At 63.7% G+C, this 15492-nt stretch carries 11 protein-coding genes; 2 read left to right on the top strand and 9 right to left on the bottom strand.

The features are described from left to right. Nucleotides 1-8: 8 nt before the first annotated feature. The gene (locus ABID58_RS23350; protein ID WP_354034960.1) at nucleotides 9-3545 is read right to left on the bottom strand and encodes an autotransporter outer membrane beta-barrel domain-containing protein; all 3537 of its coding nucleotides are present in this window, start codon (nucleotides 3543-3545) and stop codon (nucleotides 9-11) included. Nucleotides 3546-3832: 287 nt separating this feature from the next. Here ABID58_RS23350 and ABID58_RS23355 point away from each other — a divergent pair, with 287 nt between their 5' ends. Continuing rightward, complete coding sequence (locus tag ABID58_RS23355; RefSeq protein ID WP_354034961.1) at nucleotides 3833-4534, top strand: hypothetical protein; 702 nt, start codon at nucleotides 3833-3835, stop codon at nucleotides 4532-4534. A gap of 3 nt (nucleotides 4535-4537) precedes the next feature. Here the strand turns inward: ABID58_RS23355 and rffA are convergent, their stop codons facing one another. Then, the gene (gene rffA / locus ABID58_RS23360; protein ID WP_354035109.1) at nucleotides 4538-5680 is read right to left on the bottom strand and encodes a dTDP-4-amino-4,6-dideoxygalactose transaminase; all 1143 of its coding nucleotides are present in this window, start codon (nucleotides 5678-5680) and stop codon (nucleotides 4538-4540) included. 314 nt (nucleotides 5681-5994) lie between these two features. Here rffA and ABID58_RS23365 point away from each other — a divergent pair, with 314 nt between their 5' ends. Beyond that, nucleotides 5995-7452 (top strand): MATE family efflux transporter, encoded by a 1458-nt coding sequence (locus tag ABID58_RS23365; protein ID WP_354034963.1) that lies wholly within the window; start codon nucleotides 5995-5997, stop codon nucleotides 7450-7452. 136 nt (nucleotides 7453-7588) lie between these two features. Here ABID58_RS23365 and ABID58_RS23370 read toward each other — a convergent pair whose 3' ends face one another. The 7 genes from ABID58_RS23370 to ABID58_RS23400 form a co-directional block, all read right to left on the bottom strand. Further along, nucleotides 7589-8884, bottom strand: coding sequence for a hypothetical protein (locus ABID58_RS23370; protein ID WP_354034964.1), 1296 nt, complete (start codon nucleotides 8882-8884; stop codon nucleotides 7589-7591). Nucleotides 8885-9261: 377 nt separating this feature from the next. Next, nucleotides 9262-10473, bottom strand: a complete 1212-nt coding sequence (locus tag ABID58_RS23375) for a glycosyltransferase (RefSeq protein WP_354034966.1) — start codon at nucleotides 10471-10473, stop codon at nucleotides 9262-9264. Further along, nucleotides 10470-11237: a class I SAM-dependent DNA methyltransferase gene (locus ABID58_RS23380; RefSeq protein WP_354034967.1), complete on the bottom strand. Its 768-nt coding sequence runs from the start codon at nucleotides 11235-11237 to the stop codon at nucleotides 10470-10472. The genes ABID58_RS23375 and ABID58_RS23380 overlap by 4 nt, the downstream gene beginning before the upstream one ends. Next, nucleotides 11234-12355 (bottom strand): DegT/DnrJ/EryC1/StrS family aminotransferase, encoded by a 1122-nt coding sequence (locus tag ABID58_RS23385; protein WP_354034968.1) that lies wholly within the window; start codon nucleotides 12353-12355, stop codon nucleotides 11234-11236. The genes ABID58_RS23380 and ABID58_RS23385 overlap by 4 nt, the downstream gene beginning before the upstream one ends. Further along, on the bottom strand, nucleotides 12352-12798 hold the full coding sequence (locus ABID58_RS23390; RefSeq protein WP_354034969.1) for a cupin domain-containing protein: 447 nt from the start codon (nucleotides 12796-12798) through the stop codon (nucleotides 12352-12354). The genes ABID58_RS23385 and ABID58_RS23390 overlap by 4 nt, the downstream gene beginning before the upstream one ends. Nucleotides 12799-12897: 99 nt before the next feature. Continuing rightward, nucleotides 12898-14079 (bottom strand): CgeB family protein, encoded by a 1182-nt coding sequence (locus ABID58_RS23395; protein WP_354034970.1) that lies wholly within the window; start codon nucleotides 14077-14079, stop codon nucleotides 12898-12900. 112 nt (nucleotides 14080-14191) lie between these two features. Next, complete coding sequence (locus tag ABID58_RS23400; protein ID WP_354034971.1) at nucleotides 14192-15415, bottom strand: phenylacetate--CoA ligase family protein; 1224 nt, start codon at nucleotides 15413-15415, stop codon at nucleotides 14192-14194. Between the last annotated feature and the right edge of the window lie 77 nt (nucleotides 15416-15492).

Consider the following 15492-nt stretch of genomic DNA (forward strand, 5'->3'; position numbering starts at 1 on the left):
CGGCCGGCTCACCAGCTGTATTTGAACACGCCCTTGCCGGAATAGCTGGTGACGTTGCCGGAGAACTCGCCGTCGAAGGTACCGGCGATCGAGAAGCCGTTCAGCCATTTCATCTCGGCGCTGGCGCTGACAAGGGCGGAATCGGCATCGACCCTGGCGCCGTTCACGACGAAGCTCGATCCCGGCAGGGTCTGGAACAGCGCGGTAACGGCGCGGCTCGGATTGTAGTCGTGCGCCCAGGCGGCGCGGCCGCGCAGGGTCAGCACGCCGTTCTGCATCGCGTAGGATTTGTCGGTGCGCAGGCCGAGTTCGGAGCGGGTGTCGGTCAGCGACTGCGAGGCATAGTTCAGCGCGAACAGGCCACCGCCATTGAGGCTGACTTCGGAGTAGTTCGGCAGGTTGAAATTCGTCACCTGCGCGGCCGCATAGGGCGTGATGCCGATCAACGGCGTCGTGAAGCGATAGCCGCCCTCGAAGCGGGCCGAGAAGATGTCGGCCTTGAAGCGGCCTTGGAGCTGGTCGGCGCCGGCGAGGGCCACGGTGCGGTTGGTGGTGACGTCGTGCCAGCCATAGGCCAGCGCGGCGGCGATATAGGCCGGGCCGAAATTGTGCCGGCCATAGACGCCGGCCTGGAACAGATCGGCGGAGCCCGTGCCCATCGCGTTGGCGAGCGAGTAGTTCAGCCCGCCGCCGCCGAGCGAGAAGCCGACGAGCGTGTCCAGCGAAATCCTGTAGTCGGCGCCGGCCGCGCCGCCCCAGACCCGCGCGGTGAGGTCCTGCGAGCCGACCGCGGTGTTGCCGCCGACCTGCGCCGAGCCGCCATAGCCGGCCGCCCAGACGCTCCAGCGGTTGATCGGCTGCGACGACAGCAGCGGCGCCTTGGTCGCCATCGCATAGGCCTCGCGCTCGCGTGCCGTCGCCGGGCGCATCGACGCATAGGCGGCCGCGTCATCGCTGTCGGCGTACTGCGCGACGCTGCCGGCCTTCGTGAAGCCGCTCGAGCGTCCGACGACGGTCGGATCGAGCATCAGGTTGAGGAACTGGCCGTCGGCGTTGATCGCGGACTGGATGATGCCGGTGCCGAGCTCGCCCGAAGCGGCGCTCAGCCCTGCAGGCGTCAGCGCAGCGAAGGCGGCGGAAATGCCGCCGGTCGAATTGAAGAAACTGGTCAGCGTGTTGGCGACGTTCTGCTGGTTGACGGTGAGGCCGCCCCTGCTCGGCGTGAAGTTGACGCCGATATTGAGGAACACATTGTTGTTGTCGTAGCTCAGCGTCGCGTTGATCGACGGCATGTTGGAGAGCACGGCCGAATTGAAGGTGGTGTTGCCGAGACCGGTGGCCGCGGTCAGGATCGTGTACTGCTTCTTGACGGTACCAGAGCCGAAGATCGCGCTCACCGTCGCGCCGCCGAGCGTGGCTGCGCCCGTGACGTTGGCGAGGCTGGCGCTGCTGGAGACCTGCACCATATAGGTCGAGGCCGCGGTGAAGCTCAGCGATCCGTTGATCGTCAGCGTCCCGGTCGGGCTCGCCGCGCTGCCTGGTGCGAGCGTGCCGCCGGTCACCGCAACATTACCGACCGTGCCGGTGCCTGCAAGCGTGCCGCCGGTGTTGACGGTGCTCGCGCTGACGATCGAGCCGTCAACCTCCAGCCTGCCGCCGTTCACCGTCGTGGCGCCGGTATAGGTGTTGGCGCCGGTCAGGATTTCAGTGCCGCCAGCCATGGTGAGGCCGCCGCCGGCGCCGCCATCGCCGATGACACCGGAGAAGGTGCTGTTGCCGTTGGTAATTGTCAGCGTGTTGGCGCCGATATTGACGTTGCCCGAACCCGACAACGACTTGATCGAGGTGCCCCCGCTCAAGCCCGTGATGTCGAAGATGCCGTTGGCAATGACGTTGCTCGAGGTCGCGATGCTGCCGTCGCTGCCGCCGAAATTGATCAGGTCGAGCCCGCCGCTCGCGATGGTCGTGGTGCCGGTATAGGTGTTGGTGCCGAACAGCTGCTGAGTGGCGCCGTTGGCGATCACGACGTTGCCGCCGGTGCCGCCCGCGATGCCGCCATCCTGAATGACGCCGCCGAAGAAGCTGCCACTGGTGATCGTCAGTGTCTTCGATCCAAGTGCGACGATGCCGCCGCCGGTCAAGGAGAACAGGGCGTTCACCGAGGTGCCTGAGGTCGTCTGCGAGATGTCAAACGTGCCGCCTGCGCCCGGCGTGAACGTGACGCTCGCCGAACTCGCAATCGATCCGCTGCCCTTCAGCGCCAGCGTCGCGCCGGCATCGATCTGGGTCGCGTTGGTATAGGTATTCACACCAGAGAGAGTCTGCGTTCCGCCACCGACCTCCAGCCCGCCTGTGGTGCTCTGGATCACGCCGGCGAACTCGGTCGAGCCGTTGGTGATGAACAGCCCGAAGCTTCCCATCTGTACGACGCCGCTGCCGGCCAGCGTCGTGATCGCCGTTTGTGATGTGGCCGCCGCGGTATCGAGCGTCCCATTCACCGTCACGACGCTAGAGGAGGAGATGCTGCCAAAGCCCGACAGCGCCAGCGTTCCGGCCGAGATCGTCGTCGCGCCCGTATAGGTGTTGGTGCCGGTCAGGGTCAGCGTGCCGGTGCCGACCTTGGTCAGTCCGCCGCCGGTGCCGGAGATCACGCCGTCGACCTGGGTCGAGGTGTTGAGGCTGCCGGTGGTGAGCGTGTTGGCGCCGAGAACGTAATTGCCCGCGCCTTCGATCGAGCCTGACGTCATGCCGCCGCTGGTCAGGCCGGAGATATCGACGGTACCACCGGCATTGGTGATGAAGCGGGCGCTGCCGCCGCTGCTCGTGCCGGCGAAGTTGGTGGTGCCAAGATTGTTGGTCGTGATCGTGGCCGTGCCCCCGGTGGACGAGCTGTTGAACGTCAGGAAACTGCCCGCGTTGTTCGTGATGCTGGAGCCTGCCGCCGAGGTTGTATCGTTGAAGTTGATCACCGCGTTGTTGACGATCGTGGCGGTGCCGGCTGTGCTGCTGTTGTTGAATTCGACATCGCCGCCATTGGTGATGTGTGCCGTGCCCGCGGTCGATGAACCGTTGAAGCTCATCGCACCGCCGCTGACGTTGTACGTCACGAAGTTGCTGCCGCCGCTTGCGCTGCTCGAATTCGTGAACACCATGCTGGCGACGACGTTGAACGTCTGCGTGTTCGTCGAATTGTTGGAGATGCCGACGCCATTCACCACGAAGATGTCGTTGGTATTGATGGTATAGGCCAGCGCATTGGGCGCAGCCGCAAACGTGACGGCGCCGATGTTGACGAGGCCGTTGCTGTCGACCGTCGTCAGGCCCGTGCTGGTGAAGGTGGCAGTGCCGTCCGGCACGGTCGGCGTCGAGGTCCAGTTCGTGCCGTCAGTCCATTCGGTAGACGTGCCGCCGACCCAGCTGCCGTCGACGGCGTGCGCGGCGACGACGCCAAGCGCCGTGGTCGCGAGCAGGGTCGCCAGCGAGTGCCAGACGACGGTACGCAGCCCGCCATCCATGCGTCCACGCGCTATGATCGATCCAGCCATCGGCCCTTCACAAATCGCCAAAATAAAGCGGCAACAGCGTCCCCCGGGCGCCATGATCTCACGGCGTCGCAACCGGCTGCAATGAACGGCCATCGATTTGCTTGGAGTTCCCGGTCATTTCGTTTGCAATTTCAGTGGTCGTGGCCATTGGGCAACAATTTCATGCATCGCAACATGCCAGAAGGCGCAGCCACTCCAAAGGGGGGCGGCGGGTTGATCGTCAGGCCTATCGGAACTAGTTTGCTGCCGCTGGCTTGCCGCGCGCTGGCCGATCGCAGGGGAGTTCGATGTTCGGGTGGCTGAGATCGGTCGGATTGGCTGTGTTGTGTGCAGTCCTCGGCATCACCGGAAGCGTAGCTGCGACCTCGTCGCGCATGGACATCCTGTCTGACGATGCCGCCAGCAGCCCTGCGGAGAGCGTCGATGTCGGTGCGGTCAGACCGATTGCCCGGCCCGCGCCGGCGACGAGCAAGCCTGCGCCCCGCGGCAATCCGCTCTGGTCGGTGCCGCTGTCGGCGCTGACCGGAACGCAGGAGCGGCCGATTTTTTCGGCGACGCGGCGGCCGCCGCCGCGCGCGGTTGCCGCCGCCCCGGCCGAAGAGGCCCAAACGCCGCAGCTGCCGAAGCCGGTCGAAGCGCCGCCACCGCTGATGCTGGTTGGGGCGGTCGTGGGCGAGGGTGATGCGATCGCGATCCTCGTCAACCGCTCCGATCAGAAGGTTGTCCGGCTGCGGCAAGGTGAATCGCTTGGCGGCTGGTCGCTCGCGTCGGTCCAGCCGCGCGAGGTAACGTTCAAGCAGGGCGATCGCATCGAGGTGCTGGCGCTGCAGCGGCCTGACGGATCGCCCGCACCGGTAGGGCCGCCAGCAACGGCCGGCGCGCCTGCGGACAGCGGCGGCAAGCTGACAATGCCGACAACGGCCAGCACTTCGTTCGCGCCCTTCGTGCCGCGCGCGACGCCAAAGAACGGCGAGGCGGACGGGCTCTGAGCGTTACCGTCCGAGGATCGTTCCGAGCGTATCGCAGGTCCGTTCCTGCTGGACCTCCTGCAAACCCATCCACATCGGCAGTCGGATCAGACGTTCCGAGAGTTCGGTTGTCATTGCTAGATCGCCGTGCGTCCGTCCGAACCGCTGCCCCGCGGGTGAGGAATGCAGCGGGACGTAATGGAAGACCGCAGAGATGTTCGCGTCTCTGAGCTTGCCGAGCACCATGGAGCGATCGATCTCAGGTGGCAGCAGCACGTAGTAGAGATGTCCATTGTGGCGGCAATGGCCTGGCACGATGGGACGGCGCAGGAGGCCGCGCTGCTCCATCGGCGCTAGCATGTCGTGATATATGTTCCAGCTCGCCAGCCGCTCGCGTGTGATGCGCTCGGCCTCCTCGAGCTGGGCCCAGAGGAAGGCGGCGGTGATATCGCTCGGCAGAAAGGAGGAGCCGATGTCCTGCCAGGTGTATTTGTCGACCTCGCGGCGGAAGAACCGGCTGCGATCGGTGCCCTTCTCGCGCATGATTTCGGCGCGCTGCGCGAGCTCAGGGTCGTTCACCAGCAGGCAGCCGCCTTCGCCCGAGATGATGTTCTTGGTTTCGTGGAAGCTGAAGCTGCCGAGATCGCCGATCGCGCCGAGCGCCGAGCCCTTGTAGCTCGCCTCGACCCCCTGCGCGGCGTCCTCGACGATCCGCAGATTGTGACGCCGGGCGATCGCGACGATCGCGTCCATCTCGCAGCCGACGCCGGCATAATGCACCGGGGCAATCGCACGCGTGCGCGGGGTGATCGCGGCCTCGATCTGCCGTTCGTCGAGGTTGAGGGTGTCTTCGCGGATGTCGACGAAGACCGGGACCGCGCCGCGCAGCACGAACGCGTTCGCGGTCGAGACAAAGGTGAACGAAGGCATGATCACCTCGTCCCCGCTCTTGAGGTCGAGCAGCATCGCGGCAAGGTCCAGGGCCGAGGTGCAGGAGTGCGTCAGCAACGCCCGCGCACATCCGGTGCGCTGCTCGATCCATTCGTGACAGCGTTTGCTGAAGCGTCCATCGCCGGAGATATGAAGTGACTCCAAGGCCTCTTGGATATAGCCGTGCTCCTTTCCGGTCGGGTAAGGTCGGTTGAAGGGAATAAAATCGGATGTCATCATTCAGGTATTTCCGGCGGCGCGGCGGATTCGGCCATTGGTTCGATTTCCCCCAACATGGCCGTTCTTTCGACCGGAATCAACCGGACGGTCCTTTCGACGTCGGCGCTGAGGTAATTCCTAAATGTGCTGATTGCAGCCTTTCCCATCGACATCATTGAGCGGGGCTGATAGGCGGCTGACTTGCGAAGAAGGTCCCGACGTTGATCGAACCACCGACTATTGCGCATGGCAGGGAAGGGACGGGTGCGAGTTCTCCCGCAGGAACCCGAGCCCGCCGCCTCTTTGAGGGGTGGTCCGCGAGCCTGGTCCAAATGGCTCTTGGAGTTTCGCAGCAGGTGCTGCTCATTCCAGTCTTCCTGCATTTCTGGACCAGCGATGTCCTGGCCGCTTGGCTTGCAATCTACGCCGCGGGCAGCCTTGTCCTCATTGCCGACGGTGGTCTGCAGATTCGTGCGATTAACCGTTTCCTCGCGTTCAAGGCGAGTGTGGATTGCGACGGCCGCACAGGCCAATTCTATGCTTCCATGATGCGGGTCTATTTCTCGCTTGTAACCATGCTGGCGGCTCTGCTGCTCATCGCCGCTTGGCTCTTGCCGCCGTCACGCGTGCTAGGATTCACCGCGACGGCGCATTTCGATGCCGCCTTCGTCGTGATTGCGGTGGGCACCCTCATGGTGCTGCCGTCCAATCTGACGTCGGCGCTCTACCGGACGCGAGGCAGTTATGCTCGTGCCGTCTGGCTTCAGAGCGCCGCCATGTTCTTCGCGCAGCTTATGCAATTGTTGGCGGTGATTGCGACGGGCAGCCTGCTCGCAGTCGCCGTCGCCTACGCTTCAGTTCAAGTGTTCGCCGCGATCTATTTCGTTGCTTTCGACGGGCCGCGTCTATTTCCGCACCTGCGCGGCCGCCGCGCGTCACCCTCGCTGCGCTGGTGTTTTGGCCAGATCAGGCTTGGATTTCCGTTCGGCTTTGCGGGCGCTGCCGACACGGCGCTGCTGAATGCGCCCGTGCTGTTGGTCAGCGTGTTCGTTTCCGGACGTGTGGCCGTCGTACAGTGGGCGCTTACCCGCGTCATCGCGGGGCTGGTGCGTATGCTCTGTCTGCAAGCGACGCTGCCGCTCTCTGCCGAACTCGGCCATGATCACGCCATTGGAGCCAGGGACCGACTTCGCGATCTATATGCACGAGGATCGGTGTTCGTCACGCTGCTGGCAAGCCTGACCGTATCTGCGCTGTTGCCATTCTGGCCGGACTTTTTGGCGCTTTGGACGCATGGAACCATTCCGTACGATCCATTGCTGACGATCACTCTGCTCCTGGGCTCCAGTGCCGCGGCGCCTTCAATCTTGGCACTCGGCTATGCGAACTGCAGCAATCAAGGAGATTTGCTGGTGCGGACTAAGGCAATTCAGTTGGCTCTGTTTGTCGTGCTCGCGGTCCTCTTGATTCCCCCGATGGGTCCGCTGGGCGCCGCCATCGCCATAGTTGCGAGTGATCTTCTCGTTCAGTCTGGATTCATGGCGTCTGCGATCATCCGCCGGACTCTGCAGAGCCCGTCCAGCCATGTTGCATTTCTCGCTGCGATCTGGCTTACGGTCGTAGGGGGCGGTTGGGCGGTGGGCGCGATTATCGGATGGCTGGTACCCGGGACCGGCGCGATACACCTCGTCGCAGGATGTGCGCTTTGGCTGATCATCATCGGCCTGCTCGTAAGTCCACTGGCGATCAAGCGTGTTCGCAACGGCTTGATTGCGGCAGTCCCACGATAGTCGCGATTTCTGTCGAAAGTGGACCCCGAATTTGGGAATGGTGCAGCAGCACTGACGTCGGTTCCGATCAAGAAATCCAAAGTACGCAGTTGGATCTCTCGCCAGACATTGACGGTCGACATCCGCTTACGGCAGATCACGCAGCGGTCTTCTCGAAGAAGTCTCGAGGGCTGACATACCACAACAGGAACAACACCGCGGCCCCATGCGTGAGCAAAATGGTAGTCAGCGGTACGTTGAGAAACACAAAGGGCAGGACCCCGCCGGAAAGCAGAATGAATTCGGCTGGGAGCCCTGCCGACAAGCGATTGGCGAGGGCGACGACGAGGCCGCAGACAAACACCGAAACGGGAGCGAGCAAGACACCGACAGACGCAATGCCCTCGGTCGCGAGCAGCGAGGCGTTGTAGGCGCCAAGGCCATAACTGTGCTCCATAACGACAGACAACTGATCTTGATAGGGGCACTGTAAGATCGGCTTCAGGATTGAGATTTGACAGAAGTACGTCAACGAGTGATCGAAGAAGAAGTCGTTGTAGATGGACATCGCCAAGGAGGGGATTGCCAGCATCCGGAAATTGACGGTCGTAAAATAGAATGCCCCTTTTTCCCGGAAGACGAACAAGAGGACGATGCCCGCGAGGGCCGGCGCCAGCAGCGACAGGATTGCGACCACCCTGGCTTCGAAGAGCCTTGACAGCGCCAGCAGCGCAATAAGCCAGAACGGCGCGAACAACGAGCTCTTGGTGAGTGTGATTGGATAGAAGAGGACCAACAGGAACAGTGTGGCGATTGCGCGCCAATATGCCTTCTTCGTGACGAAGCAGGCGAAGGCGAACGGCAGCATTGCATTTGAGATGATCGTAATCAGATAGTTGACCACTCGCGGATTGCTGAACTTCGCGCGATACTGATAAATCTCGCTGAGGGGGACGAGATGAAAACTGTAGAACGCGCCTATGGCAATCGCGGCAACGCCCAGGAGCAAGATCACGTTCAGGAAGCGTTCGAAGGACTGCACTGGCATGGAATAAACCTGCCGGATCGGCGACGACACCAGCAGTGCGGGCAGTAGAAAGGTGATTGCGGACGTCGCCGCGGACCATCCAGCGAGCCCGTAATTGTAGGTTAGGTCCGTGAAGTTGTTCAGCCAGAGATATCCGACGACCATCGTGTAGATGTAGAAGCCGACAAAGTATCCGAATGTGAAGTCTTTCAGCACGAACAGGATGGAAACCGTGCCAAAAGCTGCGACGGAGATTACCGCCGGCCACCAACGTGACGGATCGAGGAAAAGGTGGAATGTTTCTGGGAGGAAACCGATCGGGTAGGTATAGGTAGCGGCCTGGACCAGGGACACGCAGACGAGAATGATGTGTAAACCGACGAGCGTTGCGATCCTGATCTGCGACCGGTTTTGCGGCTCAGACATTCCGCAGAACTCCTTCCGGGCACCGGCGTTCCCGACACGGGTGACGTCGAAGGATAGTCCCGCTTCGCAAGTTGCAAGGAGGCATTGGCTTTGCCGGAGTTGGTGAGGGATAGGGCCTTCAATGAACTGGTAGTGCTGGGTTGCATAGCAATGCATCGAGCTTTAGCGACTGATGGCATGTCCGCGACCCAGAAACAAGAACCGAGCTGCTACTTATGAACGCGCTGGTCCTGCTGGTAAGCACCCTCGTCGGTGATCGCCGCGATCACTTGTCCGCTGTGTCCCGCGGAGTCTACGAAATCGCGTTGGCGCGTCGGACTCATCATCGCCTCGCGGGATGAACGGCTCTTTGTGAGCTCTCCGGCCTTGCTCCGACGTCAGTAGATTTGAGGGTAACGACGATATCGCAGCCGCATCAGGTGCCGGGCAAGCTGCTGATGCCCTTCGTCGATCGGTTCCGCGAGGTAGGCAAGCCGGTGCTTGCCTGCCATGGCGAGCCGGCTGCGCTCTTCGGCCGAGCCGACCTTCACGATGGCTTTCGCGAGCGAGGCGGGATCGTCGTAGTCGAACAGGAGGGCCGCGTCACCCGCTTGCGCCTGAAAGGCTTCCGGATAGATCACCGGCGTGCCAACCGCCCACGCCTCGAGCGGAGGAAGATTGGTGGGGCCGAAATAGGTGGCCATCACCAGCGCATTGGCGCCGCGATAGAGCGCGGCAAGCTCCGCGGAGGGGACGAAGCCGAGTATGTGCACGGAATCGGCTAGACCGTGCTGCGCAACCAGCGCCTCGAACGCGGCGCGCGCGCCGCGATCGGAGCCGCAGAGCACGAGCCGGTGCCGCTCGCCCTGATCCCTGAGCAGGCGCATCGCAAGCAGGACGGTTGCATGGTTCTTGTGTGACCAGAATTGCGCCGGATAGAACAGATAACCGGGCTCTATGCCGTGCTTCCTGAGGATCGAAGCGTCCGCGGCCTGATCCGGCGCGCCTGCTCGCGACACGTAGAACGACGGCGAGAACGGGATGCAGACGGCGTGGTCGCGCTCCATGGCGTAGCGCCGGCACAGCATGTCGATCAGCTCGTCGGCGTTGGTGACGACCACCGCGGCCTTGGTGGCGGCGCTGCGCCACACGATGTCGCGGCGCTCGAACTGAGCGAATTCCCGCACCTCGTCGAATTCGGGGCTGTCGCGGAAGCAGCCGTCGAAGATCGTGATGATGAACGGAAGCCTGTAGAGCACCAGGTTCCAATTCGACGTGGTGGTGAAATAGACGATATCGACGCCGGCCCTGATCAGCTTCTTCTCGAATGGCGCGCAGACCCGCATGGTATATTGCAGCAGGTCGAACGCACCCGAATATTTGAGAAACAGAAACAGGCGGTCGAGCCAGCCAAGCTTCAGATACGCGCTGTTGACGCCGAGATCGGCGAGGATCGCGACATTTTCGGGCAGGGTCGTGAACACGGTGACGTCGATTTCGGCGGTCTTGGCCCAGTCGCGCATCCACATGACGTCTGTGAGCGACTGCTGGAAGCCGCCGCCGACGTCGAGCGGTAGCTCGAGAAAAATCCCGACGTGGTAGCGCTTCACGGCTGCGCGGCCTTTCTCGCGATGGAATAGGCGGCCCAGTCCTTTGTGTTCGGCACAGCGTTGGAGAGCCAGGCATGGCTGCCGGCCGGCTCGAACCCGCAGTGTCTGAGTGCGGCTTCGACCTCGAAGGGGAACCAGTAGCGCATGTGGTGCGCTTCATCGACGCGACGGATCGTGGCGCGCTCCATGTCCTCGCAGAATAGCGTGTAGTTCACCGTGACGGTCGCCGCCTGTTCGTCATGGTCGGATTGTGCGATCCGGGTCAGACGCAGCGGCTTCTGCTCGATCACCTTAACGCGCGTCTCGACGCCTTGCGCCAGCACGGCGCCGCCATACCAATAGTCGAAAAAGAAAATGCCGCCGGGCTTCAGCGCGGCATGCGCCGTGCGGAACATCGCCGCCAGTGCATCGCGGCTGGTCTGATAACTGGCGACGTGAAACAGCGACACCACCGCATCGTAGTCGCGTTCCGGTCCGGTCTCGCAGGCGTTGCCCTGCCGGAACGGAATCGAGAACCCGGCCTGCCCGGCGCGCGCCTTGGCGCTCGCGATCATCTCATGGCTGAGATCGATGCCGGCAACGTTCCACCCATTGCGGGCGAACGCGATTGCATGCAGGCCGGTGCCGCAGCCGAGATCGAGCAGCTTGCCTGAGGAAACGCCGTGGTCGCGCAAGCGTGCTTCGACGAACGATGTCTCGGCCGCGTAATCCTTGTCCTGATAAAGCAGGTCATACCAGGGCGCGTAGTCGGCGAACACCGTCACGCCAGAATCTCCTTGAGCGCCTGGGCGGAGCGCGCGATCTCGTCGTCGGTCAAGGCAAGCCCGCTCGGCAGGTAGAAACCGCGACGGGCGATGTATTCCGCGTTGGGATGGGATTCATCGAGCATGAAGCCCATCCGGCGCAGCACCGGCTGCTCGTGCATGCACCAGAAGAACGGCCGCGTGCCGATGCCCTTTTCGCCGAGGCGGCGCATCGCCTCCTTGGCGTCGAACGGCACGCTGTCGTCCAGCACGACGCCGTAGACCCAGTAGATATTGTCCGCATAATTGGTGCGGGCGACCGGGCGGCGGATGTGATCGACGTTGCCGAGATGCTCGTCATAGAGCCGGCCGATCCGGCGCTTGAGCTCGACCGTGCGCGGCAGGCGCTCGACCTGGGCGACGCCGAGTGCGGCCTGGAGGTTGGTCATGCGCGCGTTCCAGCCTAACTCCTCGTGGACGAAACGCTGCCGCGGCTGGAAGCAGAGATTGCGATAGCCTTGCAGCCGGCCGGCGAGCGCGTCGTCGTTGGTGAGGATCATGCCGCCTTCGCCGGTGGTGACATGCTTGTTGGGATAGAAGCTGAAGGTCGAGACGTCACCGAAGCTGCCACAGGGCGCGCCACGATAGGTCTGGCCGTGCATCTCGGCGGCGTCCTCGATCACCCGCAGATCATGCTTGCGCGCAAGCGCCATGATCGGTTCGAGATCGACCGGCAGGCCGTAGATGTGCACCAGCATGATCGCGCGCGTGCGCGGCGTGATCGCGGCCTCCACGCCCTCGACCGTCATGTTCCAGGTTGCAGCGTCGCAGTCGACTCCGACCGGGACAAGGCCTGCGCGCACGATCGCCGAGGCGCAGCTGATGATCGTGAAGGTCGGGATGATGACTTCGGAGCCTTCCTCGAGGCCGAGTGCATGGACGGCGATGTCGAGCGCGACCGAGCCGTTGGTCACCGCGATGCCGTGGCGCCGTCCGGCAGCCTCGGCCATCGCCTGCTCGAAGCGCTTGATGAAGGGTCCTTCCGACGAGATCCAGCCGGTGCGGATGGATTCGGCGAGATAATCGGCCTCGTTGCCGTCGAGCAGCGGCGTGTTGACGGGAATGAACGGCGAGGTCACGGGTTTGGACCCTTGATCCGGATTTCCGACGGGGCGACTTCGGCAAAGCGGGTCTTGTCGTTCTCGCCGGAGTAGGGGCCCTGCTTGATCTCGAACATCTCGACCGGCTCGAGCACGTGGAAGCCGTGCGCGCCGCTGCACAACAGGATGATGTCGCCGGCGCCAAGCACGCGGCTTTCCAGATACTTTTCTTCGACCGTGTAGAAGTCGACCTGGAGCTTGCCCTTCTGGATCAGGAGCACCTCCTGGGTGTAGTGCACCTCCCGCGTCACCTTGTTGTGGCGATGCGGCTCGATGCTCTTGCCCTTCGGATGGCTCATATAGGCGAGCTGCTGCGACAGTTCAGGCGACGAAAAGAAGTGGATACCCGGCTCGCGGAACGAGGCGCGCACGATGATCGCATAGAGCTGGTCGCCGAATCGAACATGTTCGACGTGTTCCATCTGAGCCTCGACAAAAACGCTGTAATTGGAGTGACATAGCGTCACGCAGGAGCACTTTGGCCATTTTGGCCGGGACCGTCAAGGGCGCCCCGGCGGCTGCTATGTGTGGCCGGCGAGCTGCAAGATCGTGCTCACGCGCTGGCGGAACGTGTGGGTCGAAAGCGTGCGTGCCTGTCCGCCTGCAGCGATCGCCTCGCGCGCGGGCTCATCGTTGAGATAGCGATCGATCAGCGAGATGCAGTCGTCGGCCGAACGCCAGACCGCGACCTCGCGGCCGGGCTCGAACAGCGTGTGAAGATTGTCCTTGAAGTCCGTGAGCAGGAAGGCGCCGATACCGGTTGCTTCGAACAGCCGCGCATTGCCGGCTTCGGGGCCGGCCATATCGATATGCGAATTGAGCGTCACGCGCGAGGCGCGCAGCGCCTGATACATGTCCACGCCCCACACCTCGCCCTGGTAACAGCGGTGAAGCGGTGACGAGGCGGGCAGTGTATGCAGGCCGCTGCCGAACAGTTTCAGATCGTATCGCCGCGCGACAGCTTCCAGCTGCGCCACGCGCTGCTGGTGATCGGCCGATACGGCGCCCACGAACGAGACGTCGATGCAGCGTTCTGGTGCTGGCGGAAGAACGTCGAGGATCGCGGGCTCGAATCCGAGATGGATGACCTCCGAGCGGGCGCCTTGTTGACGAAAGAAATCCACCACAGCGGCGATTTGCGAGATCAGGAGATCGTAGACCGACCAGTCTTCGCCCCGCGAGGGCACGATTCCTACCTGGCCGACCATGATGGGGCGGCAGATCTGCTTGATCCGGCGCACCAGGCGCGTGTCGACGTGGAACAGATCCTGGTTGAGGATCAGGTCCGGCTTGAAGTCCTCGATCTGCGCCAGCAGGATCTGTTCGGACTGCGCGTCGAGGCGCGGGCTCAGACCGATCTTGCGGGCGAGCGGCCTCAACACCGGCTTGAATGGCGCGACGGCGCGTTGCAGCCATCCCGGGACGGCATCGCTCACGGCGGCGCCCGGCGGCGGCGATGGAGTCACGCTGATGCCATGCTCGCGCGCCCATGCCGTCTGCATCCAGCCGTTGTTGACGTGGATGTTGGCGGCCGTGTGCCCGAGGGCTTCGAAATTGCGCGAGTAGAAGTCGGCCACGCCGAACAGGCTGGCGCTGCGCGCGGCCATCTGCGCGTCGTAGTTCGAATTCTCCAGGCCCGGATGGCGCCGGTACAGCCAGGCGAGAAAGCGCTGATAATCCGCGTTGAGGATGAGAACGCGCACGGTCCTAGCGCTTCCCGATCGCAGTGTTGCGATTGCTGATGTTCCGACGGAGCCTCATGTCAGGGTCGAATAGCCCATCCAATGGGGGCACACAATGTCCGTGGGCGATCTTCTACCGCTCGTCCGCGATCACCTTGCCGTCGTTCGGCAGCGCGCCGGGGCTGACCAGCTCGACTGCGCCGCCGAGCTTGGTCACGGCCCGTAGGCTGGCCGCGATCTCCTCGCGCAGTGCATCGCCCGATGTGCCTGCCTCGGCCTTCAGCGTCATCGCATCGGCCTCGCCCTGGCGGGTGACGACAAGGCGCAGCCGCCCGAGCGCGGGATGGCGCTTGCCGATCTCGGCGACCTGCTCGGGGCGGACGAACATGCCCTTGACCTTGGTGGTCTGGTCGGCGCGACCCATCCAGCCGTTGATGCGCATATTGGTGCGACCGCAATTACTTGAGCCCGGCAACGCCGCGGTGAGGTCGCCGAGCGCAAGCCGGATCCAGGCATGGTGGGGATCGAGCGAGGTCACCACGATCTCGCCGACGTCGCCGGGGGAGACGGGATCGCCGGTGCCGGGCTTGACGATCTCCATGATCAGGTCCTCGTTCACGACCATGCCCTCGCGCGCCTCGGTCTCAAACGCGATGAGGCCGAGATCGGCGGTGCCGAAGGCCTGGTAGGCGTCGATGCCGCGCGCCTTGATCTCGGCCTGGAGCGAGGGTGGGAACGCCGCGCCCGAAACGAGTGCGCGCTTGATCGAGGAGACATCGCAGCCCGCCTTTGCCGCGGCATCGAGCAGGATCTTCAGGAAATCGGGGGTGCCGCTGTAGCCGACAGGACGATAGGCCTCGATCAACTCGAATTGCTGCTCGGTGTTGCCGGGACCGGCGGGGATCACCGCACAGCCCAGCGCGCGAGCCGACGCGTCGAAGATGAAGCCGCCGGGGGTGAGGTGGTAGCTGAAGGTGTTGAGCACGACGTCGCCCGGTCGAAACCCCGCGGCAAACAGCGCCCGCGCTCCGCGCCAGGGGTCGGTCTGGGTGCCCTCCGGCTCGAAGATGGGCCCCGGGGACGTGAAGAGGCGGGCAAACGACCCCGGGGTCGCCGCCACGAAGCCACCGAAGGGCTGGGAGGCCTTGTGCAGGGCGGGCAGTTCCGACTTGCGCAGCAGGGGAAGGTCCGCCAGCGCCGTCCTGGACGTTACCGAGGCGGGATCGATGCCCTTCAGCCGCTCGGCATAGGCGGGCGCGCTCATCGCGCTGCGCAGGACGCCCGGCAGGCGGGCGAGCAGCTCGGCCTCGCGCACCGCTGGCTCGCGCGTCTCGAGGGCGTCGTAATGGGCGGTCATGGCAGGTCTTTCCGGGTTGGCATCCGTTGCACGCCGCCGCTCGCATGGGTATCAGACGGCCATTGGCGGGGCGCGGA

This window comes from Bradyrhizobium sp. S3.2.6, assembly GCF_040546885.1.
Taxonomy (GTDB): domain Bacteria; phylum Pseudomonadota; class Alphaproteobacteria; order Rhizobiales; family Xanthobacteraceae; genus Bradyrhizobium; species Bradyrhizobium cytisi.

Bases quoted from the DNA above. Each gene is read 5' to 3' on its own strand.
- ABID58_RS23400 (WP_354034971.1), bottom strand. From the start codon at position 15,415: ATGACCGCCCATTACGACGCCCTCGAGACGCGCGAGCCAGCGGTGCGC.
- ABID58_RS23365 (WP_354034963.1), top strand. From the start codon at position 5,995: ATGGCTCTTGGAGTTTCGCAGCAGGTGCTGCTCATTCCAGTCTTCCTG.
- ABID58_RS23390 (WP_354034969.1), bottom strand. From the start codon at position 12,798: ATGGAACACGTCGAACATGTTCGATTCGGCGACCAGCTCTATGCGATC.
- ABID58_RS23350 (WP_354034960.1), bottom strand. From the start codon at position 3,545: ATGGCTGGATCGATCATAGCGCGTGGACGCATGGATGGCGGGCTGCGT.
- ABID58_RS23355 (WP_354034961.1), top strand. From the start codon at position 3,833: ATGTTCGGGTGGCTGAGATCGGTCGGATTGGCTGTGTTGTGTGCAGTC.
- rffA (WP_354035109.1), bottom strand. From the start codon at position 5,680: ATGACATCCGATTTTATTCCCTTCAACCGACCTTACCCGACCGGAAAG.
- ABID58_RS23370 (WP_354034964.1), bottom strand. From the start codon at position 8,884: ATGTCTGAGCCGCAAAACCGGTCGCAGATCAGGATCGCAACGCTCGTC.